Origin of the sequence: Nocardia sp. NBC_01327 (genome assembly GCF_035958815.1) — a bacterium.
Taxonomy (GTDB): Bacteria; Actinomycetota; Actinomycetes; order Mycobacteriales; family Mycobacteriaceae; genus Nocardia.
The window spans coordinates 5,729,970-5,754,109 of sequence record NZ_CP108383.1; the positions used below are offsets into that span (position 1 = coordinate 5,729,970).

Genomic DNA, 24,140 nt, shown 5'->3' on the forward strand with positions numbered 1-24,140 from the left:
GTGGTGTTTCAGATGCTACCGGACATGCATATGCCCGGCGGCGGCGTCAAGACCCGGAGCGGCTCGCCGCACTCAGCTGTGCCAGCAACTCCGGCCCCGACCAGGTGCGACGGTCACCGTTCTCCGCAGCTGTCACGAGTTCGATCAGGCGCTGGTTCACCGGGGTGGGCAAGCCCACCATGGCGCCCAGGCTCACGATTTCACCACAGAGCCAAGGGATCTCGGTCTTGCGACCCGCCGCCAGGTCATCGGCCATGGACGAGCGGGCCACCGGATCGATGGCCAGCACCCGTCCGGCAACCCGGCGGAACAGGCCGTCGGGAACGGTCAGCAACCGCACCATGGCCTCGGGCGGCAGCACGGTGAGCCGGGCGGGTTCGATGCGCGCGGCCGTCATGACCGTCAGCGCCTCGTGCTGGGCCAGCGCCAGGCAGCGGCGGTAGTCACGGGTGCCCAGCTCCTCGCGCAGCGGGCGGCCGGACAGGGCATTGATGGGATTGTTCAGATTCAGCAGCAGCTTCGCCCACTGCACGGGCAGCAGGTCCGGATGCCGCTTCCAGCCGAGACCGGATGCCTGCAGGACCGGGGCGAACCGGTTCAGCACCGCGTCATCGGCGACCGCGATACCGCCCGTGGTGCCGCGATGGAAGCGCCCGTTCTCGTGATGCACGACATTGAACATGACCATTCCGGCCAGTACCACGCATGCGGGCAGGATCTCCCGGATGACGGTGTCGTTGCCGATGCCGTTCTGCAGGCTGATCACCACGGTGCCGGGTTTGACCAGACCCGCCAGTTCCTGCGCGGCGGCCGCGGTACCGGCGGACTTCACCGTGATCAGCACCAGATCGGCATCGGCGACCGCGGACGGATCGGTGGCCGTCCGGAACGCGCCGGGCTCGACGCGGTCGTCAGTGCCGTCCAGATCGGTCAGCCGCAGCCCGGAGGTCGTGATCTCGTCGAGCATGCGCGGCCGTCCCACGAACGTGACGTCCGCGCCCGCCGCGGCGAGTTTTCCGCCGACATAGAGACCGATACTGCCCGCGCCGAGCACCATCACACGCTGTGCTGCACTCAAGCGGGACCGACCTCCTCGAAACCGGTCAGGTGGAACGCCGCCGGATCGCCCTGTGCCAGCGCCGAATACGCGGCCAGCGCGGTGCCCGAACGCTCCCGCACCGCGGTCACCAGTTCGGGCGGGCCGAGCACGGTGACCCCGCCGCCGAAGCCGAGCAGCAGGCGCGCCATCCAGTCCAGGGTGGCGAAGCGCATGGTGGCCTCGATACTGCCGTCGGGATGCAGTGCGACACGGTGCATCTGGTACTGATCCAGCACCCAGCCGTAGTCGGCGCCGATCAGCAGGCGCGCCAGCGGAACCGCCGCATCGTCGACGAACAGGTCCAGGGCGGCGGTCTCGTCGAGCGCCGCCTCGGCGGGCGGCCGGGCCGGTTCGTCGAGTTCGGTGGCCTCCTCGATGCGGTCGAGGCGGAACAGGCGCACCCCCTCGGCCTGCCGGCACCAGGCCTGCAGATAGCTGTTGTTGTCCACCAGGACAATACGAATCGGGTCGACCACTCGTTCGGAGACGACATCGCGGCTGGCGGAGTAGTAGACCAGGCGCAGCGCGCGATTCTTGGCCAGCGCGGTGCGCACGGTCGCCACGGACGGCGCTTCGGCCGGGGCCGGGGCCACCTCGAATTCCGTTCCGGAGATGGCGGATTCGATTTTGGCGGTGGCCGAATGCGCGGCGCTCGGATCCACCATGCCGGGCAGGTCCGCGATGGAGCGCAGCGCCACCAGCAGCGCCGTGGCCTCCAGCGAGGTCAGGCGCAGCGGCCGGTCGATACCGGCGGAGAAGGTGACCTCGATGCTCTCCTCGGAGAACGACAGATCGATCAGATCACCCGGGCCGTAGCCCGGAAGTCCGCACATCCACAGCTGATTCAGGTCGCTCATCAGCTGTTTGGTGGTCACACCCAGTTCCGCGGCCGCCTCGGCGGCGCTGATGCCCGGGTGCGCCTGGAAGTACGGGACCATATTCAGCAGGCGCGACAACCGCACCGACAGCCGGGTGCTCGCGGCCGCCGCGGCCCGGCGTTCCCGGGAACCGTTCGACACGCGCCCCCCGTCCGCGGCACTCTGTGCATCTTTGCGTGCACCGCCCGCGGCATCCTTGCGTGCACCGCCCCCGTCGCTCATGCCGACACCTCGTTCCGCTCCAGCACCGACTCGAGCCTCGCAATCACGTTCTCGCGCAGATCTTCCGGTGCGAGCACCAGGGCGTCCGCACCCAATCCGGTAATGAGCCGGGCCAGCCAGTCACGCGAGCGGATGGGCACCTCGACAATGGCGCCGGGACGGCCACCGAGCGCCCGCTCCTCCATGATCGCGCCCAGCCGGCGGATCTCCTGACCGCGGCCGTCGGCCACCCAGACGGTCGCCGAACCGGCGATCGGCGCCTGGCTGGTGACCTCGGCGACCACCGCGCGCAGATCCACGCCCTCGGGCTTGTGCACGGCATTGGCCGGACCGTATTCGGTGACCGCCTCACCGATGCGGGAGACCCGGAAGGTGCGCTGTGCATTGCGTGCATTGTCGTAGCCGACGAGATACCAGCGGCCGTGATGGGTGACCACACCCCACGGCTGCACATCGCGCTCGATCGGATCGCCGTGCGATTGCCGGTGCAGGAAGCGCACCGAGCGGCCCGCATCGACGGCGGCGAGCAGTTTGCTCAGCACCGGTTCCGAACCGCGCGTGCGCGCGGGAACCGCGGGCACCGAGGCGAACCCTGCATCGGGTTCCACATGGATACCGGCGGCGCGCAGCTTGAGCAGTCCGCCCTCGGCTGCCGCGGCCAGTTCCGGGGATTCCCACAGCTGCACGGCCACCGCGACGGCAGCCGACTCCGCGCTGGTCAGATCGATATCGGGTAGCTCGTACGCATCGCGATTGATGCGATAGCCCTCCGCGCCCGAATACCGGCTGATGGGGCCGATTTCCAGGGGTATGCCCAGATCGCGCAGCTCGTTCTTGTCGCGCTCGAACATGCGGCTGAAAGCCTCATCGCTCGCGGACTCCTCGTACCCGGCCACACTGTCCCGAATCCGCTCGGCGGTCAGGAATTGGCGGGTGGACAGCAGCGCGATAACCAGATTCATCAACCGCTCGACCTTGGATATCGCCACCCGTTAGAGAGTAGTGTGTGCCACCCTCGCGCGCGTAGGGCGACCCGGACATGCCGGGCCGCCCTTCGCAATAGCGGTCTTACATCGAGGCGATGAGCCGATCCACGCGCTCGTCCACCGAACGGAACGGGTCCTTGCAGAGCACGGTGCGCTGCGCCTGGTCATTGAGCTTGAGATGCACCCAGTCGACCGTGAAATCGCGGCCGGCCTCCTGTGCGGCGGTGATGAAATCGCCGCGCAGTTTGGCGCGGGTGGTCTGCGGCGGGGTGTTGACCGCGGCGTCGACCGCCTCGTCCTCGGTGATGCGCTTGGCCAGACCCTTGCGCTGCAGCAGGTCGAAGACGCCGCGGCCGCGCTTGATGTCGTGGTAGGCCAGATCCAATTGCGCGATCTTGGGATCGGACAGCTCCATGCTGTAGCGATCCTGATAGCGCTGGAACAGCTTGCGCTTGATGACCCAGTCGATCTCGGTGTCCACCTTGGCGAAATCCTGCGCCTCGACGGCATCGAGGGTGCGACCCCACAGATCCACCACCGCGTCGACCTGCGGATCGCGATCGCGATTGCGCAGATGCTCGACGGCGCGGGCGTAGTACTCGCGCTGGATTTCCAGGGCACTGGCCTGCCGGCCGCCCGCCAACCGCACCGGACGGCGTCCGGTGAGATCATGCGAGACCTCGCGAATGGCGCGAATCGGGTTGTCCAGAGCGAAGTCCCGGAACGCGACCCCCGCCTCGATCATCTCCAGGACGAGCGATGCGGTGCCGACCTTGAGCATGGTGCTCGGCTCGGCCATATTCGAGTCGCCGACGATGACATGCAGGCGGCGGTACTTCTCGGCATCGGCATGCGGCTCATCACGAGTGTTGATGATGGGCCGCGACCGCGTGGTCGCCGAGGAGACGCCCTCCCAGATGTGCTCCGCGCGCTGCGAGAGGCAGAACGTGGCGGCCTTGGGCGTCTGCAGGATCTTTCCGGCCCCGCAGATGAGCTGACGGGTCACCAGGAAGGGCAGCAGCACATCCGATATCCGGGAGAACTCGCCCGCACGCACCACGAGGAAGTTCTCGTGACAGCCGTAGGAGTTGCCCGCGGAGTCGGTGTTGTTCTTGAAGAGATAGATGTCACCGCCTATGCCCTCTTCGGCAAGACGCTGTTCGGCGTCGATGAGCAGATCCTCCAGGACCCGTTCACCGGCGCGGTCATGAGTGACCAGCTGCACCAAGCTGTCGCACTCGGCCGTTGCGTACTCCGGATGTGAACCGACATCAAGGTAGAGCCGGGCACCGTTGCGGAGGAACACGTTCGAACTACGGCCCCAGGAAACTACCCGGCGGAAAAGGTACCGGGCCACCTCGTCAGGACTCAACCGACGGTGACCGTGGAAGGTGCACGTCACCCCGAATTCGGTTTCGATCCCCATGATTCGTCGCTGCACCCTATCGACATTACAGCGATGTAGTGCCCGATAAGGGTGGTGTCGGACATGCGATGCAAACGTATTCACAACGATTTAGCACTGAGTGCAACCCCGCACCGGCCGTAGGCAGCGAAAAAGCAAGGCCCCTTTGCACTCTGCTGTACAGAGTGCAAACACTCGGAGGGTCCGAGTGCAACGTGGCAGCGGGTACCGGAACTGCCGGAAAAAGAAATCCCCGATCGCCCACATGCGGTGGGTGATCGGGGATTCCGGGATTTTGCTAGGCCTGCGAGGGATCTCCGGCCGACGGCTTGTCGGCCTCGGCTGTCGCGGTGGCGCTCTGCGCCTTACCGGTGATCAGCTCCTGCAGTGCGCCGCCGGTAATGCGGCGGAACGCCCGCCGCGGCCGGGACTGCTCGAGAGTTGCCACTTCGAGCTGCGACCCACCCGTCGGTTTCTTGTCCTTGTCGGCGTTTTCCGGCGCCGACTTTTGCAGGGCCTGCATTGCCACCGTCACTGCGGAGTGCAGATCCAGGCCCGGCCGGTAGGAATCCTTGAGCGCGGTGACGATCGGGTCGGTATTGCCGCCCATCACCACGAATTCGCGCTCGTCGACAATCGATCCGTCGAAGTTGATCCGGTACAGCACCGAGTTCGGTTCTGCCCCCGGATAGCCCACCTCGGCGATGCAGATCTCCACCTCGAACGGCTTGAGCTGATCGGTGAAGATGGTGCCGAGGCTCTGCGCGTACAGGTTGGCCAGGAATCGGCCGGTGACATCGCGCCGGTCGAACTGGTAACCGCGCAGATCGGCCTGCAGAATGCCACCGCGGCGCAGGCTTTCGAACTCGTTGTACTTGCCGACGGCGGCGAAGCCGACGCGGTCGTACAGCTCGCTCACCTTGTGCAGTGTGGCCGAAGGGTTCTCGGCGACGAACACCACACCTTTGTCGTACACCAGCACCACAACACTGCGGCCTCGTGCGATGCCCTTGCGCGCAAGTTCGGTCTTGTCGCGCATGATCTGTTCGGCGGACGCGTAATACGGCAGTGTCATGCTCGGGCACCCCCTTCTTCGTCCGCGCGCGTGGCCACGATCTCACGGGTGATCTCGGCCAGCCGACCCTCCGACACCTCAACGGAGCCTTCGGAATCGATGACGATCGCCGTCGGGTAGATGCCCCGCATGGTGTCGGGACCGCCGGTGGCGGTGTCGTCGTCGGCGGCGTCGAACAGGGACTCGACGGCGATACTCAGCGCCTGGTCCTGATCGATGCCGCGGCGGTAGGTCTTCTTGAGCGAGGACCTGGCGAACAGGGAGCCGGAACCGACAGCGGTATAACCGAATCGCTCTTCGCTGCGGCCGCCGACCACGTCGTAGGAGATGATGCGCCCGGACCTGTCCGGGTCGGAGGCGTCCGGGTCGTAGCCGACCAGGAGCGGCACCACGACCAGGCCCTGCAGGGCCGCAGGCAGGTTGTCGCGCACCATTTTCGAGAGCTTGTTTGCCTTGCCGTCGAAGGTGAGGGAGACGCCCTCGATCTTCTCGTAGTACTCGAGCTCCACCGCGAACAGCCGGATCATCTCGATGGCCATACCCGCGGTGCCCGCGATGCCGGCCGCGGAGAAGGTGTCGGTGATGTACACCTTCTCGATGTCACGGCTGGCCAGCAGGTTGCCCTGGGTGGCCCGGCGGTCGCCGGCGATCAGCACACCGCCGCGGTAGGAGACCGCGACGATGGTGGTGCCGTGCGGTGCGATATCCGACGGCGCACTCCCCAGGGGGTGCGCGCCGTCGGTCCGGAAATTATTGCCTGGCAACAGTTCCGGCGCATTGAGCCGCAGGTATTCGGAGAAGGACGAGAGGGCGTACCCCGTCTGGAGACGCAAGGGGTCGCCTGAGGTCACTGGCCGCCCTTCTGAACATACGCACGCACGAAGTCCTCGGCATTCTCCTCGAGGACATCGTCGATCTCGTCGAGCAGGTCGTCGGTCTCCTCAGCCAGTTTTTCGCGACGCTCCTGCCCCGCAGCACCGCCCTCGACTGGACCCTCATCCTCGTCGCCACCACCGGCGCGCTTGGTCTGCTCTTGTGCCATAGCAGCCGACCTCCTCTGTGATCATCGGCGAGCACCGGAGAAAATCCGATGCCCGTCCCCCAACACTACCCAGCCATACGGACAACACGCCGGATTAACCGCATTGACGTCGTCCCGCTATATCCCAGAGGCCTCCCAGGCACCGCCCCCGAACCCCTGGAAGACCTGGGGGCGAGCCCCTGGAACCCGACGAGAAAGACCTCAGTGTGTGAGCTGTTGCACCAGTTCAGCAGCAGTTTGTACGCCGTCGAGCAGTTTCCCCACGTGTGACTTGGTGCCGCGGCGCGGTTCGAGGGTGGGGATGCGAACCAAAGAATCGCCACCCAGATCGAAGATCACCGAATCCCAGCTGGCGGCGGCGATATCCGCGCCGAAACGCCGCAGACATTCACCGCGGAAGTAGGCGCGAGTATCGGTGGGCGGGTTGGTCATTGCGTCCAGGACCTGTTGTTCGGAGACCAGGCGCTGCATGGATCCGCGGGCCACGAGGCGGTTGTAGAGGCCCTTGTCGAGACGTACGTCGGAGTACTGGAGGTCGACGAGGTGCAGCTTGGGTGCGGCCCAATTGAGGCCCTCACGGTTGCGCATGCCTTCCAGCAGGCGCAGTTTCGCGGTCCAGTCGAGCAGGTCCGCGGTCTCCATGGGGTCGCGCTCGAGCAGATCCAGCACATGCGCCCACTTCTCGATGACGTCCTGCACGCGTGCGTCGTCATTGCCGATGCGGTCCATGTACTTCTCGACGCGATCGAGGTAGATGCGTTGCAGCGCAAGCCCGGTCAGCTCGCGGCCGTCGGCAAGCGCGACGGTGGCGCGCAGCGTCGGGTCGTGGCTGATGGTGTGCACGGCGGTGACGGGCCGGGCCAGTTGCAGATCCGAGAGGTCCTCGCCGGCCTCGATGAGATCCAGCACCAGGGCGCTGGTGCCGACCTTCAGGTAGGTGGACCATTCGGCGAGGTTGGCATCGCCGATGATGACGTGCAGCCGCCGGTATTTGTCGGCGTCGGCGTGCGGTTCGTCACGGGTGTTGATGATGCCGCGCTTGAGCGTGGTCTCCAGGCCGACCTCGACCTCGATGTAATCGGCGCGCTGGGACAGCTGGAAACCGGCGGTATCACCGTTCTGGCCGATGCCGACCCGGCCGGAACCACAGATCACCTGGCGGGAGGCGAAGAACGGGGTGAGGCCGATGATGATCTGGTTGAACGGCGTATCGCGGCTCATGAGGTAGTTCTCGTGGGTGCCGTAGGAGGCGCCCTTGCCGTCGGTGTTGTTCTTGTACAGCTGCATGCGCGGGGCGCCGGGCACGCTGGAGGCGAAGCGGGCGGCGGACTCCATGACCCGCTCACCGGCCTTGTCCCAGATCACCGCGTCCAGGGGGTCGGTGACCTCGGGGGCGGAGTATTCGGGGTGCGCGTGGTCGACGTAGAGGCGGGCCCCGTTCGTCAGGATCATATTGGCCGCGCCGACCTCGTCGGCGTCGATGACCGGTGCGGGTCCGTTGAGTCGTCCGAGGTCGAAGCCGCGCGCATCGCGCAGCGGTGACTCCACCTCGTAGTCCCAGCGGGTTCGTTTGGCGCGCGGCACGCCTTCGGCTGCGGCATAGGCGAGGACCGCCTGGGTCGACGTGAGGATCGGGTTGGCCGACGGCTCCGAAGGCGTCGAAATGCCGTACTCGACCTCGATTCCGATGATGCGCTGCATGCCCCGAGCCTAGGCGACGCGGCCGCGAATCGGGCGCGACCGGGTGCGGGTCAGGTATCAGGGTGGGTCATTCGCTGGTCGTACCCGGCATCGTTCTCGCGGTCGATCCGCGCTGACCTGCCCGGAAGACACAATGTGAGCCATGGCCGAACCGGTGTCCCGAGCGCAGCCGCAGCCACCGCGCGGCCCCGCCGGCAGCGTGAATCCCGTTCCGGCCGAACCGCGTTCGGCGCGACTACCCGCCTTGGACGTGCTGCGCGGCATTGCCATCCTGGGCACGCTCGGCACGAATATCTGGATCTTCACCAATGGCGCCGGGCTGGTGGGCTACATCTCACGCAATGATGAGCCGCAGGGCGTGTGGTTCTGGGTCGAGCGGGCGCTGCAGCAGGTGGCCCAGGGCAAATTCCTGGGCCTGCTGACGATTATGTTCGGGATCGGGCTGGCTATTCAGCAGCGTTCGGCGGTGCGGGCCGGGCGGGACTGGCCGGGCCCCTACCCGTGGCGGGCGGGTCTGCTGCTGCTGGACGGGCTGGTGAACTTCCTGTTCGTCGCGGAATTCGATGTGCTGATGGGTTATGCGGTGACCGGCCTGATCGTGGCATTCATCCTGGCGCGGAGCCCTCTGGTGCAGCGGCGCTGGCTGATCGCGACCGCGGCCGTGCACCTGGGCATGCTGACGCTGCTGGCGATCGGCATGGAATCGAGCCGGCCCAAACCCCATTCGCCCACACCGCCGCCGCTGGATCCGAATCCCTATGCGGACGGCTCGTTCTGGGATCTGGTGGTGTTCCGGGTACAGCACGCGGCGCTGTTCCGCCTGGAACCGGTCTTCATCCTCTTCCTGTCCATCGCCCTGTTCCTGCTGGGTGCGCGCCTGTTCCGGGCGGGCGTCTTCGAGCCCTCCGGTGCACGAATCCGCAAGTGGCTCATGATTATCGGCTTCGTGGTGGCCGCACCGCTGGATCTCACCGTGGGTATGCGCGGCGGCGATCTGATCCTGCTGACCCGCTACGGCACCGCCCCGTTCGTGGCGCTGGGCATTCTGGGCCTGGTCGCGCACATCTACACCCGCCGCCCGGCTCCGGGATTCGCCGGCCGCCGCTTGGCCGAGGTGGGGCGAATGGCGTTGAGCTGCTATATCCTTCAGAATCTGGTGGCGGGTTTCGTCTGCTACGGCTGGGGCCTGGGCATCGCCTCGCTGGTCTCCCCCGACTCCCGCGTGCTGTTCACCCTCGCCTGCTACTTGATCATTTCCGCCCTCATGCTCGGTTTCGCCCATCTCTGGCTGCGCCGCTTCGAGCGCGGACCGGTGGAGTGGCTGTGGAATGCGAGCTACCACGCCCTGATCAGGCGTGGTAGCCGCGCGACTCGGTCCGCGGAACCGGCGGGCCGCTGGGAAGCGGGATAGGCGATCACCCGACCGGCGCCGCACTGCGCGAGGCCGCACCGAACCAGCGCGTGAGAGCTGTTCGCAGCGTGCCGAGTTCGGACTCGTCCGGGCGCGCCGAGGCGGATGCCCAGGCGATGTAGCAGTCGGGCCGCAGGAGCAGCGCTCCGGGCGGCGTCTCCCCACAGGCGCGGGCCGCGACGATATCGACGCGGTCGCGCCACTCCGGCAGGGCGTCCGCGAGCGCACCCTCCTCGGTGAGGTCCAGGAGCAAAGGCCTTGCGGTTCTGGTCAATTCGGCGAGGCGGACGGTGCCCGCCCCGGTGTGCAATTCGAACTCGGGCGCGCAGTAGCCGACGAGCGGGTGCGGATGCGGATCGCCCATGTCGTAGCGGACGTCCGAGCCGGCGATGAGATCGGCCAGGCGCTGGACCGTCTGGCGATCGGTCAGGAGTTCGGCGAACACCTCGCGCAGCGCGGTGACGTCGGCTCCGGGCGCGAGCACCGCCGCCTGCGCCTGTGCGGAAACCACGGATCTGCTTGCCGCAGCACGACGTTCGGTGTCGTAGGTGTCCAGCAGGCCCGCCGGTGCGGCACCGGTGATCTCGGCGGCCAGCTTCCAGCCCAGATTGATGGCGTCTTGCAGACCGAGATTGAGCCCGGGGCCGCCGCCGAAGACCAGCACGTGCGCCGCATCCCCGGCGAGCAGTACCCGCCGGTCGCGGAAGCGTTCCGCCAATCGAGTGTTGCCGCCGATCACTCGGCGCAGCAGATGCGGCCCCGGACCCGGCGGCGGTCCGATCGGGATATCCGCGCCCAGCACACGATGGACGCTGGCGCGCAATTCCGCGAGGCTCATGGGCTCGGCAGGCTCGGGCTGGTCCCACTCGGTGGTGTTGATCAGCGGCGCATTGCCCGGCAGCGGTGCGTAGACGAAGCCGCCGTGCTCGGTGCGCACCGGCAGGAACGGCCGGATGGGTCCGTAGCCGGGCACGTTCAGCGCACCGGTGGCGGGATCGAGCCAGTCGGCGGGCACGGTGGCGTGCGCGGTGCGACCGGTGGTGCGGTCGTAACTGATTCCCGGAAAGTCGATTCCGGACAGCTTGCGCACGAGACTGTGCCCGCCGTCCGCACCGACCAGGAACCGGGCGCGAAGTCGATGCGCGCCGCCGGTGCCGGAAACATCCACCGTGACACCGTCATCGTCCTGTTCGAGGCCGATGATCTCTGTGCCCCAGCGGATTTCCACGCCGAGTTCGACGGCCCGATCATGCAGTACCGCGACGATGCGCGGCTGCGGCGCGGGCATACTGTAGACGGGGCTGCGGTCGAGCAGGCTCAGATCCAGTGCCAGCGCGCCGAACATGAAGTAGGCGGAATTGGGTTGCGGCGCTCCGGCAATGCCGCTGAGCGCTTCGCTCAGCCCGCGCCGGTCCATCATCGGCACCACCTGGCCGACCAGTCCGTTGGCCTTGGGTTCGAGGCTCGGTGCGGTGTGACGCTCGAGCACCAGCGGCCGGATTCCGGCCAGGCTGAGTTCACTCGCCAGCATCAGGCCGACCGGCCCCGCGCCGGCGACGATCACGTCGTAGGTCATGACTTCTCCTGACAGACAGCAGGTTTCGAATTACGGCTCCGGCAGTCCCGCCGCGAGCTCGGTGAATGCCTCCAGCAGCAGCGGCAGCAGCAATCCGGGCGGATCGGTGCGCTGGATGTGATCGATGACAACGGCGCAGGCGGCGATGACCGCGGCCGCCACCAGCTTCGGATACAGGTCCCGCTCCGGATCGGTGCCGGTGCGCGTGGCCACGGCCACCGTAAGTTCCTGCTGGGCAACCGCATTGGCCTCCATGATGGCCGCCTGCACCGCCGGTGCGCTCAGCATCAGCCGAATGCCCGCCGTCCACTGCTCATCCTGCGGCGGGGCCGCACTCACGTCCTGCCCGAGGGCGAACCGGTCGATGACCGCGGCAGGCATTGCCTCCCAGAGGGATTCGCTCGCCGGGCGCGCCAGCAGCTCCTCCGCCACCTGCTGCATACGCTCGAGATGCCGCGAGGCGACCGCTTCGGCCTTGCTGGAGTAGTAGTTGCGGAAAGTTCGCACGGAGACGTTCGCCGCGGCGGCGATATCGTCCACCGTCACATTGTCCCAGCCGCGCTCCACACTGAGCCGGATGGTCGCGAGGCTCAGCGCGAGGCGGGTTTCCCGCTTCTTGCGCTCCCGCAGCCCGAGGTCGCCATCGTTCACCTCACTCAGGGTACAGATTATTGCCGCGATGGCAATATTTCCCCAGCGGCAAAATTCAGGCGCGGGCGGCTTCCGTGCGCGCCACCAGATCGGCGACCACGGTGTCACGGGTGAGCGGCACCTCCAGGCTGCGCGCATTGCCCTCGATCAGCGCCAGCATGGATTCGGTGAGAATGCCCTCGACCTGCTCGGAGGTGAGTACACCGTCGGCCCGCCAGCTGTTCACGACGCCGTCCACGAAGCCGACCATGCCGAAGGCCGTAGGGCGGGCGCGATTCGGATCCAGGCCGAAGCTGGTGAGGGTGTCGGCGAACAGGTCCGCCAATTGCGCGCCGATGCGATCGCGCGCTCCGGCCAGGGCGCTGGAGGAGGATCCGTGCGGATCACCGGCCGCCAGGAACCGGTGCAGATTCGGGTGCCGCTCCACCCATCCCACATAGGTGCCGACCGCGCCGCGCACCGCATCGCGCACGGTGCCGTCCGGCTGTAGTCGCGGAAGTAGTTCGGCCAGTAGCGAATCCAGAATGTGGCGGCGGATCTGCTCGTCCAGATCGGCGCGGCCGTCGAAGTGGCGGTAGACCACCGGGCGCGGCACCTTCAGCCGATCGGCGATCTGCTGTACCGAGATCTCGGTGCCATTGGCCTCGATGACACTCAGTGCGGCATCGAGCATGTCGGCGCGGCGACGGGCTTTGTGGCCGTTCCAGCGGGTGCTGCGGCCATCAGCGGTCGCGGACGGTGTGCGTGCGCTGGTTCCGGTCACTCGGTTCACGATACCCACCTGCTTATTGACCGTTACACCTTGTACCACTAATCTGAGTGTAACAGCGTGTACCAGTAATACGAATCAGGATGCTGACATGGGCAACGACGCCACACTGCTTCCCCAAGATTCCTTCGCTCAGCGTTTGCTGACGGGGCATGTGAAGAAGTTCTACGATCCGGTCGTCGATATCGACTGGGATGCGCCGCTGGATCCGGACAAGCTCTTCCTCCCGGCCGAGGTCGTCTCCCTCTACGGCACGCCGCTGTGGGAATCGCTCAGTCATGAACAGCAGCGCGAGCTTTCGCGCCAGGAGCTGGCCAATGTGCTGTCCGTGGGCATCTGGTTCGAGAACCTGCTCAATCGATTGCTGTTGCGCGAGCTCATGTCCGGCAATCCGACCTCCCGGCATTCGCACTACACGCTCACCGAGATGGGTGACGAATGCCGGCACATGATGATGTTCGGCAAGCTCATCGACCGGGTGGAGGCAAAGCCGTACTGGCCCAACCCGTATGAGCGTCTTGTCATCAGCTCGCTGCAGATCTTCCTGCGCGGATCGATGGTGTGGGTGGGCGCGCTGGTCGGCGAGGAGATCTTCGACGCCATTCAGCGGCAGACCCTCGACGATCCGGAACTGCAGCCGGTCGTGGCCCGCGCCATGCGGATTCACGTGACCGAGGAGGCGCGCCACATCGGTTTCGCCCGGGACGCGCTCGTGCGCCGAGTGCCCACCATGTCGAAGGCGGAACTGGCGTACACCCGCCTCTGCGTGGCGATTGCCGCGCCGCTGTTCGTGCATCTGATGACCAACTGGCACATGTACGTGCGCGCCGGCATCGAGGACGGCCGCGGGGCCCGCCGCATCGCGCGCGCCAATCCGCACGCCCAGCGCACACTGGGGATCGGCGCGGCGAATCTCGGTGCGTCCCTGGACAAGCAGGGGCTGATCGGCCCGCTCGGCAAGCGCATCTGGCGACGCCGGGGGCTGCTGTGAGACGTTCCCGCAGACCGCTTCCCGAGGACAGTGAGTATCCGGATCCCGCACCCGCCCCGGAGTATGCGGGACCGGCCCTGCTCGATGCTCCCGGTACGGAACTGGCCGTATCGGTGAGCCTGAGCGGTCATCTCGACCCCATCGACGGCAATTTCCATTGGTACGGCAGGGTTTCCGCGCCCGACGGCGTCGAGTTACCGGATCCCGGGCGGACCCAGGTCTTCCTGACCCTGCCGGGCGGCACACCCGCCCGGGGCGTGCTCCAGGAGCGCGACCCGTGGGGCAATCTCCGGATCGTCGGCGTCGGCACGCCGCCATTCGCCCTGGAGCAGGCGGAGATTCACGGCCGCTAGCGCGGCAGGCCGACCACGTCGGCCATCATCTCGACGGCATAGTCGAAGAACGGACCGGCCGGGTCCATGCTGCCCACGAGCTGCCCGGTCAGTTCGAAACTCACCATGCCGAACAGCTGCGTCCAGGCCACCACACTGCGTGCCATCGCCTCGGCGGGCATGCCTGGTGCGACCAGGGCCGCGAGTCCGTCCGATTGCGCGATGAGCTCAGCGGACAGCGTATCGCCCGCCATCGTGAGAGTGCCGCTCTCCCATGCCCCCCGGACGATCTCGAGGATGGCGATCGGGAGCCGGGAGGCGGGTCCGACGGTGGTCTGCGGGGCCACATAGCCGGGTACCGGCGAGCCGTACAGCAGCGCGTATTCGTGCGGATGCGCAATCCCCCAGTCCCGCACCGCGACTGCCGCCGCACGCCACCGCGCCCGGGGTGAATCACCTTCGACGACAGCATGTTCGACCGCGGCGCCGATGGCGTTGTACGCCTCGATGATCAGTGCGGTCAGCAGCTCGTCGCGGCTCGGGAAATAGCGGTAGAGCGCCGAGGACACCATGCCGAGCTCCCGCGCGATCGCCCGCAGTGAGAGCGCGGGCGCCCCGGATTCGGCGAGCTGACGCCGGGCCGCATCGGTGATCTCACGGGTGATCTCGACTCGGGCCCGTTCGCGGGCGGTGCGCGGCACGCTCATGAGTACAGTCTGCCACATTCCAGAGCACTGCATTAATTCGAGAGCACTGCTCTTGACACCTCGACGACCTCGCGCGCACACTGATCTCAGCAGAGAGCACCGCTCTCGAATCCAGTGAGGACGAGATCATGAACGACGCCGCCACCCGCTATATCCGGCCCACCGGCCTCGACCCGATCATGAACCGCATCGCCAATATGCTGCCGAAGCTGGGCATCAGCTACGCCAATTCGCGCCTGCTGGCCGTCCGTGGACGCACGAGCGGCGAATGGCGCACCACCATGGTCAATCTCCTCGTCACCCCCGACGGCACCCGCTACCTGGTGGCCCCGCGCGGTCGCACCCACTGGGTGCGCAATCTGCGAGTCGCGGGTTCCGGCGAACTCCGCCTGGGCCGCAAGGTGGAAACCTTCACGGCTACCGAACTCCCCGATGCCGAGAAGATCCCGGTGCTGCGCGCCTACCTCGAACGGTGGGGCTGGGAGGTCGGCCGGTGGTTCGAGGGCCTCACCAAGGACGCCACCGATGCCGAATTGGCCGCCATCGCACCGGGATTCCCTGTTTTCACCCTGCACTGACCTGCCGGATCGCCGCAACCTGCGATACCGCGGCGGATCAGCGCTTCCCGTACGAACTTCCGAGCACCCGACATCACGCCGCAGCGTCGCGTCGTGAGTCAGCGCGTCGTGAGTCAGCGCAGCATGTCGAGAGTTTCGTCATCGCGCACCAGCAGAGCCTTGCCGTCCGCGGTGAACACGATCGGCCGCTGAATCAAGCGCGGATGCGCGGCGAGCGCCTCGATCCAGCGCTCCCGATCGGCGGCGGTCCTCCCCCATGCGGACACGCCCAGTTCCTTGGCCTCCGCCTCGCTCGTACGCGTGATCTCCCACGGTTCGAGGCCGAGTTTGCCCAGCGCATCCCGTATTTCGACGGCATTCGGCGGGTTGTCGAGGTAGCGCCGCTCGACGTAGTCGACGCCGGTCTCCTCGAGCACCGCCTTGGCTGCACGACTCTTGGAGCACTTCTGGTTGTGCCAGATTTCCGTTGCCATGAAACGCAGCCTAGCGATTCGGGCGCTCACACCCAGTCGACGACCCAGCGGTACGGGCGCATCCAGTACAGGCCGGATTCGGGCAGCGGCCCACCCCAGCGCTGTTCGGCCTGGGTGAGTTCCCAGCGGTATTCGGGCGCGGGTTCACCCTCGTGGATTTCGAACAGGTGCCGGCGCCAGGTATTGAGCATGGCGGGCACCACCTGCGCGTCCTTGTCGAAGGCCCAGTTCACGCAGCGGCCCATGAGGGTGTCGACGGCGTGGTTGGAGGCATTGCGATCGCCGGTGCTGAGCGAGTGCAGGAAGGCCGCGACCAGGTTGTAGGCAATGGAGTCGTGCACGGAGGTCTGGCCGTTCTCCAGCGCCCACACACCGAGGTAGGTCGGCCCCTGCTCGTCGATCCACACCGCGTGCGCCTCGCCGACCTGATTGTCGAAGATGAGCGACATGAGCAGACCCAGGACCGATTTGCCGACGATCAGCGGATCGGGTTTGCCGGTGGACATGGCCTCGTCGATGAGGGCGCGGTAGGCGGCCGCCGCGACCGCGGGACGCTGCGCCTCGAGCAGGGCGTCCGCAGTCTCGCCGCCCGCGAGTTGTTCGGCGGGTGGCTGTTTGGGGCCGGAGACGGCCGCTATGCCGGTGTCGGAGACCTGCAGCAGCGCGGTCTGGGCCGGGTCCAGCAGCGGGGAGAAGTCCACCGGTGGCAACGGATCTACGGGTTGCGGGAATCCGGCGGCCGGCAACAGGTCCACGGGCGGCGGGAATTCGGCGGGCGGCGGGAAACTCGACGCCGCGTTCCGCACGGTCGGGGAGTTCTCGAGGTATCCCAGTGCCTCGCGCGCGAATTCACTGTCGTGGGTGGCGAGCCAGTCGTGGCCGCCGCGCAGCATATCGACCAGGTGCCCGCCGACGCCGTGTTCGATGGCGCCGCAGATGGCGTAGTAGCCGTAGGCGCGGTGTTCGTCGTGCCCCTCGCCCTCGGTGATCAGCAGCTGCGCGTATCGGCTTGCCAGATCGTGTCTTTCGATATCGCCGAGCAAGGTGCACGCGGTCATGGCCGCCATCAGCACCTCTTCGGGCCCGCCCTGGGAGCGCCGCAGGTCGATGCAGCGATCGGCCATGGTGACGGCGCTCTCGGCGCGGCCGAGCGAGGTGGCGGCCTCCACGGCCATGGAGTACATGGTGGCGAGCGTGGCGGGCGGGATATCGGCGGGGAAGCGCGCCGGCCCGTTCTCCGCTATATGCAGCGCCTGGGCGAAATCACCTGCCGCGAAGGCGGAACGGAACCGGTAGGACACGACCCAGCCGTAGTCCTGAGGTTCCGGCGCCGCCAGTAGCGCATTGTCGAATGCCGTCAGCCGGGCGAGCGCTTCCTGCGCCTGTCCGGACTCCAGCATGCCGCTCGCCTCGTTCATCACTTCGACGAACGCATTTCGATCCATGGCCTTTTCGCCTTCCCGCATCCTTCAGCCCCGGATCGTATGGCGGTGGGCCGGACTCGCGCGGGCAGTGAGGGAAAGGTCATAGTTTGAAGCCTGTGGACATGACCGGCCGCCCCGCGGCCTGATGCGCCCGCCGGGAATACCGACCCCCCAGTACTCAACTACGTTCCCCCGCAACCGATTCCGCCGCACGAGCGCCGACGGCACCACCCCCCGATCGGGCCGGCAACCGAATATCCGGTGGTGCGGCCGCGATTCACCGCGGCAACACCACCGAACACTCTCCCCTCAGGCGGGCACCTTGTCCAGAAATCCCTGCACCCGGGCGATCTTGCCCTCGACGAGGGTCACCACATCGAACCCGACCACAATCGGCTCCTCGACCCCCGGCGCATTCAGCGTCCAGGTGAACCGAGCAATATCGTGATGCCCGTCCACCGGCCCGAGCCCGAACTCCAGCCCGGCGAACTGCTCCTGCGCCCCCGCAACCATCCCCTCCACCGCGTCGGTCCCCACCAACTGCACCAGCGGATCCGTGAAAACCACATCCGCCGTGAACAACTCGTCGATCAACGCCCGCCGCTTCCCAGCCTCCTTCTCATTCCAGCTGTCGATGTACCGCTGTGCAACGTTCTCGTATTCGCTCATGCACCAAGCTTCTTCGTTCCGAGTCACAGAGTCGATTACGCGTCAGGTAATGCTCGCGACTGGTTTTCGCGAGGCGTCCGGCGGGCGCAGATCCTTCATCTAGACAATTTATCAGTCAATGCATACTATCGACCCGTCTTGAGTTCGGTATGGCAGAACAGCCATACGTGAACGTTCGAAACGGTAACGGGGGGAACGACTTTGCCGATCCAGACCAACGAAACACGTCCACAGTTCGAGATGAGCAGGCGACGCTTCTTCGCCATGGGTAGTGGGTTGGCGTTGTCCGCCGCACTGACCGGGTACTCCGGCGGCTCCTCGACAGCAACCGCGCAGGACACGGTTGACGCGAATCTCCGCTCAGCAGTGCGTGGCCGGGTGCTGCTCCCGGGCGATCCGGAGTTCGCGCAGGCGCAGCTCCCGTGGAACCGCGCGGTGGATCAGTCGGTGCTCGCAGTGGTGGAGATCGCCGACGCGGACGACGCGGCAGCGCTGGTGCGGTACGCACGCGCGACAGGGGTGGCTGTATCCACGCAGCCGAACGGTCACGGCGCCGCGCCGGGCGTGAACGGAACCATCCTGGTCCGTCCCCGACAGCTCGGCGAGGTACGCGTCGATCCGGACGCCCGGTCCGCACGGGTCGGCCCCGGTGTCACCTGGGCACAGGTTCAACAGGAAGCGGGCCCGCACCAATTGACCGGGCTGGCAGGAAGTTCGGCCGCCATCAACGTGGTCGGCTTCACCCTCGGCGGAGGTCTCCCCTGGTTCGGCCGCAAATTCGGGTGGGCCGCCGAGAGCGTCACGGCATTCGACATCATCGACTCCGACGGCAAACAAGCCCGAGTGACTGCCGGCTCCGAGCCCGACCTGTTCTGGGCCCTTCGCGGCGGTGGCGGCGACTTCGCACTGGTCACGGCCGTCGAGTTCGATCTACACCCCGCCCCAGCGGTCTACGGCGGCCAGATGATGTGGCCCGCCCAACTCGCGCCGCAGGTCCTTGCGGCATTCCGGGACGTCACCGCATCGGCCCCGGATGAGCTGACCGTGTGGGTGGAGCTCATGCAGGTCTCGGTTCTCCCGCCGATGATCTCTGTCTACGCCACCTTCCTCGGCGACCAAGCCGAGGGCCAAGCCCTGCTACGCCCGTTCGACCACATCGGTTGGCGCCTGCAGGACACGCGCACCATGATGCCTGTCACTTCGTTGAGTGACATTCTCGCCGAGCCGACCACACCGAGCGCCACAATCAGCCGTGCAGCGCCGTTGACCCGGATCGACGACGGCGTGATCCAGCAGCTGACGGCCACCCCGCTCGCCCCACTGACTGCCGTCCAGATCCGCCACTTCGGCGGAGCCTTCGCCCGAGGCAGCGACTCAGCCGCAGGAACCCTCGCCGAGCCGTATCAAATCGACTTCCTATCCCTCGCCACAGACCCCGCAGCCGTCAACGCCAGCATCCAGGAACACCTTTCGGCCCTCGCCCCGAACCTCGGCTCCCGCACCCCCTTCACCTTCCTGTCTCCGGGACGCAGTGCCGCAGATGCCTTCCCCGCCGGCACCTTGAACAGGTTGCGCGACATCAAACAAAAGTACGACCCCCACAACGTGTTCCACAGCAACTACCCCGTACTCGCCTGACGCGGGAAACCGCCCCACGAAATGCACTGCCTAATGCCGAGATCAGGCGATCTGTACGAGAATGCAGAGCAGATTGGCGATCAGGTACTACTCGAAGGCCCCGACGACGTCGCGAGAGGAACTGAATAGCGCGCTGGCGACGCCGGGACGTCACGCCGAAATAGACTCGCGCCCATGACTCCTCAGGAAGACTTCGCGCGCGTCGCCGCCCAGCTCGCCGACTTCGGCGTGGTCGTGTCGACGGTCTTCGGCAAGCCCGCCTACAAGGACGTGAACGGCAAGGCCTTCGCCTGCCTCTTCCGGGATGGCCTGGCCTGCCGACTCGTGTCCGGCACCGAGGAGCACACAGCAGCCCTCGCATTCCCTGGCGCCGCCCTGTTCGATCCCTCCGATCGTCACCGGCCGATGAAGGATTGGGTTGTCATCCCGCACGCCGATACCGCCCACTGGGTCACTTATGCCGAAGCCGCCCTTCACCGACCCCGCTGAGGTAGTCCCGCATCACACGATTGCCCTGCACTATGTGAGCGCCTGAACACACTGCATGCGGGGACCTGGTCTTCTGGTGATTTCACGCTGGCTTGGCGACCCGCACTCCCGGCCCAGTGGGATATGTGGACTCGACGCCGGAATAGGAATGGTCCGGCGGAACATACCTATCCGTGTCCCGCATGTTGAGTTCGTAATTGTCGAGGCCGGCCAGAATGGCTGGCACGTCTCGGTAGTCGTGCCTTGCCTGAGCGAGAAAGTCGACCATATCGGCGTAGCTGTGCTCACCATAGCCACGTGGATACCGTTGGGCTGGTTCCATCGGCGGTGCCCAAGGCATTTTCATGGTCGTGAGGAACTGATCGACAATCTTCAGCTGTGTGATCTTCTCGGCGAGTAGCGGCCGCCGACCTTCCGGATAGATCTCTTGCGCGACAAGACAATCGGCGAATATCCGCTCGAACTGTTCATCCGGGGAGTCCGCGCACGGGTTCTCGATGGCGGTCAATGCGTCCCATACCGGCTGAGCAATTGTTGCGAAAACAATGACATCGCCGTCGAGCAAGGTCGACGGCGGGTAGTGGTGGCCGTAGATGTAGGAGCACGAGCAGGTGACCTCGATGAGGTCTATGAGCTCGGCCATGCACGACAGGCCGCTCGGCGCATGACGTGTTTGGTCTTTGGCAAAGAACCTGCCCGCCTCGAACGCATCGATGAAGTACTTCGCCACCATCTCGCTGTTGCGGCTCTCCTCGTCAGTCTCGCAACCACAGTGATAGACGTCGGTTTCACTGGCCAAGACACCGAGCGCGATCGGCTGATGCCGTCGCCCCGTCCACCGCAGCAGCAGGTAGGTGTAGTCCATATCCGCCAAGCTGACACCTGTAATCAGACAGGTGGAGTCATAGAACTGCACCCTCTGACAGTATCGAGGGAGCAGCGCTGCACCCTCGCCCGCTTCTCCCCGAATCTGGGAAGACGATCACCAGGCCGGGTTCCCGAACAACCGCACCTGCCGCATGCTGCGTTGTGCGGAACGGCCGGCGCGGCACCTCGGAAGATCCACCGGCAGCAGGCATCTGATGCCAAAGACACGCGATCGACTGGGGTACACGCGATTCCTCTGTGCCCAGAGGCGTCAGGCCGGTGATCTGCGCGATGACCGCGTGAACCCCCACCGATGAGCGTTCATTCGGTTGGCCATCGCGGCCGACAGTCAGCGATGCCCCTCGGGCGCCACAGCGGCTCAGAGATTGCGGCACGTAGCTGCTCGAATCATCGACCGAACCGATTGCGCGGCACACTTTTCACGTAATCAAGAAGTTATTTTCATGTGATATGGTGTGAGCGGAATCGAATTCCTTTGTCTAGCATCGGCATTCCTGGCTGATTGGCTAGGTGACGATGACAGGAGAATTCGATGGAGGAAGGTCCGAGTCGGACCGCGATGATGGCAGCGGCCGCTCGTGCCGCGCATCTGATCGTGGATCGCGAGCCGTATCTGTTCCAGGACACTGCCGCGGAGGCACTGCTGGGCACGCGAGCTGCCGAGCTCCTCAGCTATCACCGCACATCCGGTGATCATCCAGTACTCAGCGGCACGCGCGCTCAGGTCACTGCCCGCAGCCGCTACACCGAGGAACGATTGTCGGCCGGCTTCACGCAGTACGTGATTCTCGGCGCAGGCTTGGACACCTTCGCCTACCGGTCGCCGCTGGCCAAAGCGATCGCGGTCTACGAGGTCGACCACCCCGCCACCCAGCGCTGGAAACAGGAACTGCTGACGGCCGCGGAACTGGATTCCAGTGCGGTGGAATTCGTCGGCGTCGATTTCGAGGACGACAATCTTGCCTCCAGGTTGATAACACACGGATTCGATCCGAATCAGCAAGCACTGGTCAGCTGGCTCGGCGTATCCATGTACCTGACCGAATCCGCGATCGCGACAACTCTCGACTCACTGGGCCGCTTCGCTCGAGGCACCGAGCTCATCATGGAGTACGCACTACCGTCCGGACTGCGTGACGAAGCGGGCCGCGTCTACGCGGAATTCGCACTCGAGGCCAGCGCGCAACAGGGCGAGCCATGGCTCAGCTTCTTCACGCCGGAACAGGTGACAGAGCTGCTCGAACGCCATGGATTCGCTGTGGCCGAACACATTTCGCAACGCCAGGCCGTCGATTCAGCCCTGTGGCAGCGCGAGGACGCACTACACCCCGCCGATCTGTGCAGACTCGTGTGGGCAACGGTCCGAGGATGAGCCGAACCAGCGGGGCGCGAGCCTGACCGGCTCTCACGCACAAGCGATACCGACCGAAGCGGCCGCGAGGCTTGAGCCGCCAGACCAGAACAGTTGCAGCTCAGGACATCCAGCAGGATCACCTCCATATGAGACCTTCTCCTCCGCGCTCGTGGCGCACGTGATATCAAGCTAGGTTGAGTGAGCCCTCATGACTCCGCTTTATGTCAAGACACTGCCGCGGGTGTGGGGTCAGCCTGGTTGGTGGCAGGTCCGGGAAGTGGCTTTTCCGAAGGATCGGTGTGCGGGGTCAGGCCGGTTACGCTGGAATCAAGAGTCGTTCCCGAATACCCTCCCGGGCTTGCCTTTTCGCGTCGCCGCTGGTCAACGGGCATGCGGGTGTAGATAACGTTCGACAGGCCTCGTTTGAGCGAACGCATCGATTCCATCGAGGGCTGCCTTACGACTGTCGAAATAGGTGCGACCGGCGGTCCGGTTGTGTAGTTGGACCACGGCCATGATGTGCAGGACCCGGTTGATGCGACGGTTCCCCGCGCTTGCAGATTCCGCGAATACAACCCAGCCATCGCGACCGAATGCGCATCGACGGGATCGATTTTGCGGCCGTCGCCGGTCGCGAAGATCCGCACCTGGGCCGACCGTTTCGCGGGCACGTCCAGGACGGCTTCCCCGTCGCGGACCAGGCGGTGCGCGATATGGCGGCCGATGCCGTTGCAGCCCTCGACCGCCCGGATCCAGTCGGCGAATCCGCTTGCGGCGGCGAGTAATCCGGCGTTGTCGGTGCGTATCTGCCGACGGCCAGCTTCTTGCCGGTGTGGTCGATGATTTCGATGGTGGCCGAGCGTTCGTGCGGGTCCATGCCTATCAGAGATCGTTTCGGTAGGAAAGACTTCAGGCGTCGGGCAGGCTACCGAGCTGGTCGAGCGAAACCTCGTACAGGCCGATACCTATACAGAGATCGATCGTGGCGACCCGACGGGCTCGGTCGATGCTCACAAGATCGCACTCGATTTCCAGCGGGATCGGATACACGGCGTCGCAAGTCAATTGGTCATGCTCCTGGAATTCAGGGACCTTCGCGACGAAACTGGCGGCGCTTCCGTCCGCCTGCTCGAACTGAGCCTCGACCCACCCCGGGAAATGATCATCTTCATACCGAACTGCCACTGCCCTGATGTACGTCATCGTGTGAACGATCTCCTCACCCTGCTCGTCGCGACCGCCGAGTTGCGTGCACTCCACGAGTCCTGGGCCGTATGGGTACGTCGGTCTTCTACCGTCACCACCCGCGACGGGAGAAGACCCCGATCAGCAATCCTCCACCGTCGCAGGCGGATAGAGGTCGAGCACGATGTCGAGGCCCAACGCGGCGACATCAGCAAGCAGGTCAGCGGGCAGCACGCAGCCGCCCTGACCATTCTCGCTGCCGAAGCCGAGGAACAGGTCCATCTCGCAGTCGACGGACAAGCCAGCCAACTCCTCACGACACCCATCCACCAGTCCGACCAGCGCCCGGACATGGTCCGCGAGGTCGCTGTCTTTGGCCAGTCCGCTGTGCTGGATCCAGAGGCTGCTCTCCCGTCGAGCGCCGGCCAGATTTCGGGGACTCATGAGACTGCCCCGCTCGAACTGCCCGTCCGCCGTGATCCCCAGCCGAGCCGAGATCTCGCTCGCGCCGACCGTCTGACTCCAGATACGGATCGACCCTGCCGACCACTTCCTGTCCTCCGGCAGCGGCTGTACCTTCACATCTGCTGACACACC

Annotated in this window: 26 protein-coding genes; 8 read left to right on the top strand and 18 right to left on the bottom strand. The window is 65.9% G+C overall.

The genetic code is table 11. The features are described from left to right. Window positions 1-46 precede the first annotated feature (46 nt). From OG326_RS26495 to dop, 8 genes are all read right to left on the bottom strand, one after another. On the bottom strand, window positions 47-1,057 hold the full coding sequence (locus tag OG326_RS26495; RefSeq protein WP_327146591.1) for a 2-dehydropantoate 2-reductase: 1,011 nt from the start codon (window positions 1,055-1,057) through the stop codon (window positions 47-49). 17 nt (window positions 1,058-1,074) lie between these two features. Beyond that, a complete protein-coding gene (locus OG326_RS26500) occupies window positions 1,075-2,199 on the bottom strand; it encodes a helix-turn-helix transcriptional regulator (RefSeq protein ID WP_442790830.1) in 1,125 nt (374 codons plus the stop codon). Continuing rightward, entirely contained in the window at window positions 2,196-3,188 is a 993-nt protein-coding gene (locus OG326_RS26505; protein WP_327139829.1) for a helix-turn-helix transcriptional regulator, read from the bottom strand. The genes OG326_RS26500 and OG326_RS26505 overlap by 4 nt, the downstream gene beginning before the upstream one ends. Window positions 3,189-3,267: 79 nt before the next feature. Further along, entirely contained in the window at window positions 3,268-4,626 is a 1,359-nt protein-coding gene (pafA, locus tag OG326_RS26510; protein WP_327139830.1) for a Pup--protein ligase, read from the bottom strand. 262 nt (window positions 4,627-4,888) lie between these two features. Continuing rightward, window positions 4,889-5,665 (bottom strand): proteasome subunit alpha, encoded by a 777-nt coding sequence (gene prcA / locus OG326_RS26515; RefSeq protein ID WP_327139831.1) that lies wholly within the window; start codon window positions 5,663-5,665, stop codon window positions 4,889-4,891. Beyond that, window positions 5,662-6,516, bottom strand: a complete 855-nt coding sequence (gene prcB, locus OG326_RS26520) for a proteasome subunit beta (protein ID WP_327139832.1) — start codon at window positions 6,514-6,516, stop codon at window positions 5,662-5,664. Before prcB ends, prcA begins: the two co-directional genes overlap by 4 nt. After that, entirely contained in the window at window positions 6,513-6,707 is a 195-nt protein-coding gene (locus OG326_RS26525; protein WP_297615508.1) for a ubiquitin-like protein Pup, read from the bottom strand. The genes prcB and OG326_RS26525 overlap by 4 nt, the downstream gene beginning before the upstream one ends. A 201-nt stretch (window positions 6,708-6,908) precedes the next feature. Further along, window positions 6,909-8,408 (bottom strand): depupylase/deamidase Dop, encoded by a 1,500-nt coding sequence (gene dop, locus OG326_RS26530; RefSeq protein ID WP_327139833.1) that lies wholly within the window; start codon window positions 8,406-8,408, stop codon window positions 6,909-6,911. A gap of 142 nt (window positions 8,409-8,550) precedes the next feature. Here dop and OG326_RS26535 point away from each other — a divergent pair, with 142 nt between their 5' ends. Then, window positions 8,551-9,819: a DUF418 domain-containing protein gene (locus OG326_RS26535; RefSeq protein WP_327139834.1), complete on the top strand. Its 1,269-nt coding sequence runs from the start codon at window positions 8,551-8,553 to the stop codon at window positions 9,817-9,819. 4 nt (window positions 9,820-9,823) lie between these two features. On the opposite strand, the gene OG326_RS26540 is transcribed toward OG326_RS26535, so the two are convergent. Genes OG326_RS26540 through OG326_RS26550 form a run of 3 tightly spaced genes read right to left on the bottom strand, consistent with a single transcriptional unit; the run spans window position 9,824 to window position 12,809 of the window. Beyond that, a complete protein-coding gene (locus OG326_RS26540) occupies window positions 9,824-11,395 on the bottom strand; it encodes an FAD-dependent monooxygenase (RefSeq protein WP_327139835.1) in 1,572 nt (523 codons plus the stop codon). A gap of 30 nt (window positions 11,396-11,425) precedes the next feature. Next, window positions 11,426-12,046, bottom strand: coding sequence for a TetR/AcrR family transcriptional regulator (locus OG326_RS26545; RefSeq protein ID WP_327139836.1), 621 nt, complete (start codon window positions 12,044-12,046; stop codon window positions 11,426-11,428). A gap of 55 nt (window positions 12,047-12,101) precedes the next feature. Next, window positions 12,102-12,809, bottom strand: a complete 708-nt coding sequence (locus tag OG326_RS26550) for a TetR/AcrR family transcriptional regulator (RefSeq protein WP_327139837.1) — start codon at window positions 12,807-12,809, stop codon at window positions 12,102-12,104. 97 nt (window positions 12,810-12,906) lie between these two features. Between OG326_RS26550 and OG326_RS26555 the strand changes: the two genes are divergently transcribed. Beyond that, window positions 12,907-13,806, top strand: a complete 900-nt coding sequence (locus OG326_RS26555) for an AurF N-oxygenase family protein (protein WP_327139838.1) — start codon at window positions 12,907-12,909, stop codon at window positions 13,804-13,806. After that, window positions 13,803-14,159, top strand: a complete 357-nt coding sequence (locus OG326_RS26560) for a DUF4873 domain-containing protein (RefSeq protein WP_327139839.1) — start codon at window positions 13,803-13,805, stop codon at window positions 14,157-14,159. Before OG326_RS26555 ends, OG326_RS26560 begins: the two co-directional genes overlap by 4 nt. Here OG326_RS26560 and OG326_RS26565 read toward each other — a convergent pair. Further along, window positions 14,156-14,845: a TetR/AcrR family transcriptional regulator gene (locus OG326_RS26565; RefSeq protein ID WP_327139840.1), complete on the bottom strand. Its 690-nt coding sequence runs from the start codon at window positions 14,843-14,845 to the stop codon at window positions 14,156-14,158. The two genes, OG326_RS26560 and OG326_RS26565, sit on opposite strands and share 4 nt — an antisense overlap. 128 nt (window positions 14,846-14,973) lie before the next feature. On the opposite strand from OG326_RS26565, the gene OG326_RS26570 reads away from it, so the two are divergent. Further along, window positions 14,974-15,423: a nitroreductase/quinone reductase family protein gene (locus OG326_RS26570; protein ID WP_327139841.1), complete on the top strand. Its 450-nt coding sequence runs from the start codon at window positions 14,974-14,976 to the stop codon at window positions 15,421-15,423. Window positions 15,424-15,536: 113 nt separating this feature from the next. On the opposite strand, the gene OG326_RS26575 is transcribed toward OG326_RS26570, so the two are convergent. From OG326_RS26575 to OG326_RS26585, 3 genes are all read right to left on the bottom strand, one after another. Continuing rightward, window positions 15,537-15,896 (bottom strand): ArsC/Spx/MgsR family protein, encoded by a 360-nt coding sequence (locus OG326_RS26575; RefSeq protein ID WP_327139842.1) that lies wholly within the window; start codon window positions 15,894-15,896, stop codon window positions 15,537-15,539. 26 nt (window positions 15,897-15,922) lie between these two features. Then, entirely contained in the window at window positions 15,923-17,362 is a 1,440-nt protein-coding gene (locus OG326_RS26580) for a hypothetical protein (protein ID WP_327139843.1), read from the bottom strand. A gap of 267 nt (window positions 17,363-17,629) precedes the next feature. Further along, window positions 17,630-17,989, bottom strand: coding sequence for a nuclear transport factor 2 family protein (locus OG326_RS26585; RefSeq protein ID WP_327139844.1), 360 nt, complete (start codon window positions 17,987-17,989; stop codon window positions 17,630-17,632). 240 nt (window positions 17,990-18,229) lie between these two features. Here OG326_RS26585 and OG326_RS26590 point away from each other — a divergent pair, with 240 nt between their 5' ends. Further along, window positions 18,230-19,627 (top strand): FAD-binding oxidoreductase, encoded by a 1,398-nt coding sequence (locus OG326_RS26590; RefSeq protein ID WP_327139845.1) that lies wholly within the window; start codon window positions 18,230-18,232, stop codon window positions 19,625-19,627. Between the two features lie 174 nt (window positions 19,628-19,801). Continuing rightward, on the top strand, window positions 19,802-20,116 hold the full coding sequence (locus tag OG326_RS26595) for a hypothetical protein (RefSeq protein ID WP_327139846.1): 315 nt from the start codon (window positions 19,802-19,804) through the stop codon (window positions 20,114-20,116). Between the two features lie 82 nt (window positions 20,117-20,198). Here OG326_RS26595 and OG326_RS26600 read toward each other — a convergent pair whose 3' ends face one another. Continuing rightward, a complete protein-coding gene (locus OG326_RS26600; protein ID WP_327139847.1) occupies window positions 20,199-21,032 on the bottom strand; it encodes a hypothetical protein in 834 nt (277 codons plus the stop codon). Window positions 21,033-21,536: 504 nt separating this feature from the next. Between OG326_RS26600 and OG326_RS26605 the strand changes: the two genes are divergently transcribed. After that, entirely contained in the window at window positions 21,537-22,376 is an 840-nt protein-coding gene (locus OG326_RS26605) for a class I SAM-dependent methyltransferase (protein WP_327139848.1), read from the top strand. Window positions 22,377-22,951: 575 nt separating this feature from the next. Continuing rightward, entirely contained in the window at window positions 22,952-23,143 is a 192-nt protein-coding gene (locus OG326_RS26610; protein ID WP_327139849.1) for a hypothetical protein, read from the top strand. A gap of 124 nt (window positions 23,144-23,267) precedes the next feature. Here the strand turns inward: OG326_RS26610 and OG326_RS26615 are convergent, their stop codons facing one another. Both OG326_RS26615 and OG326_RS26620 read right to left on the bottom strand, forming a co-directional pair. Beyond that, complete coding sequence (locus tag OG326_RS26615; RefSeq protein WP_327139850.1) at window positions 23,268-23,561, bottom strand: hypothetical protein; 294 nt, start codon at window positions 23,559-23,561, stop codon at window positions 23,268-23,270. 123 nt (window positions 23,562-23,684) lie between these two features. Beyond that, window positions 23,685-24,137 carry a DUF4279 domain-containing protein gene (locus OG326_RS26620; protein WP_327139851.1) on the bottom strand — a complete coding sequence of 151 codons (453 nt, stop codon included), beginning with the start codon at window positions 24,135-24,137 and terminating at the stop codon, window positions 23,685-23,687. Window positions 24,138-24,140: the final 3 nt, after the last annotated feature.

Bases quoted from the DNA above. Each gene is read 5' to 3' on its own strand.
- OG326_RS26495 (WP_327146591.1), bottom strand. From the start codon at position 1,057: ATGGTGCTCGGCGCGGGCAGTATCGGTCTCTATGTCGGCGGAAAACTC.
- OG326_RS26500 (WP_442790830.1), bottom strand. From the start codon at position 2,199: ATGAGCGACGGGGGCGGTGCACGCAAGGATGCCGCGGGCGGTGCACGC.
- prcA (WP_327139831.1), bottom strand. From the start codon at position 5,665: ATGACACTGCCGTATTACGCGTCCGCCGAACAGATCATGCGCGACAAG.
- OG326_RS26525 (WP_297615508.1), bottom strand. From the start codon at position 6,707: ATGGCACAAGAGCAGACCAAGCGCGCCGGTGGTGGCGACGAGGATGAG.
- dop (WP_327139833.1), bottom strand. From the start codon at position 8,408: ATGCAGCGCATCATCGGAATCGAGGTCGAGTACGGCATTTCGACGCCT.
- OG326_RS26535 (WP_327139834.1), top strand. From the start codon at position 8,551: ATGGCCGAACCGGTGTCCCGAGCGCAGCCGCAGCCACCGCGCGGCCCC.
- OG326_RS26540 (WP_327139835.1), bottom strand. From the start codon at position 11,395: ATGACCTACGACGTGATCGTCGCCGGCGCGGGGCCGGTCGGCCTGATG.
- OG326_RS26555 (WP_327139838.1), top strand. From the start codon at position 12,907: ATGGGCAACGACGCCACACTGCTTCCCCAAGATTCCTTCGCTCAGCGT.
- OG326_RS26565 (WP_327139840.1), bottom strand. From the start codon at position 14,845: ATGAGCGTGCCGCGCACCGCCCGCGAACGGGCCCGAGTCGAGATCACC.
- OG326_RS26570 (WP_327139841.1), top strand. From the start codon at position 14,974: ATGAACGACGCCGCCACCCGCTATATCCGGCCCACCGGCCTCGACCCG.
- OG326_RS26575 (WP_327139842.1), bottom strand. From the start codon at position 15,896: ATGGCAACGGAAATCTGGCACAACCAGAAGTGCTCCAAGAGTCGTGCA.
- OG326_RS26580 (WP_327139843.1), bottom strand. From the start codon at position 17,362: ATGCGGGAAGGCGAAAAGGCCATGGATCGAAATGCGTTCGTCGAAGTG.
- OG326_RS26585 (WP_327139844.1), bottom strand. From the start codon at position 17,989: ATGAGCGAATACGAGAACGTTGCACAGCGGTACATCGACAGCTGGAAT.
- OG326_RS26590 (WP_327139845.1), top strand. From the start codon at position 18,230: ATGAGCAGGCGACGCTTCTTCGCCATGGGTAGTGGGTTGGCGTTGTCC.
- OG326_RS26595 (WP_327139846.1), top strand. From the start codon at position 19,802: ATGACTCCTCAGGAAGACTTCGCGCGCGTCGCCGCCCAGCTCGCCGAC.
- OG326_RS26605 (WP_327139848.1), top strand. From the start codon at position 21,537: ATGGAGGAAGGTCCGAGTCGGACCGCGATGATGGCAGCGGCCGCTCGT.
- OG326_RS26610 (WP_327139849.1), top strand. From the start codon at position 22,952: ATGCGCATCGACGGGATCGATTTTGCGGCCGTCGCCGGTCGCGAAGAT.
- OG326_RS26615 (WP_327139850.1), bottom strand. From the start codon at position 23,561: ATGACGTACATCAGGGCAGTGGCAGTTCGGTATGAAGATGATCATTTC.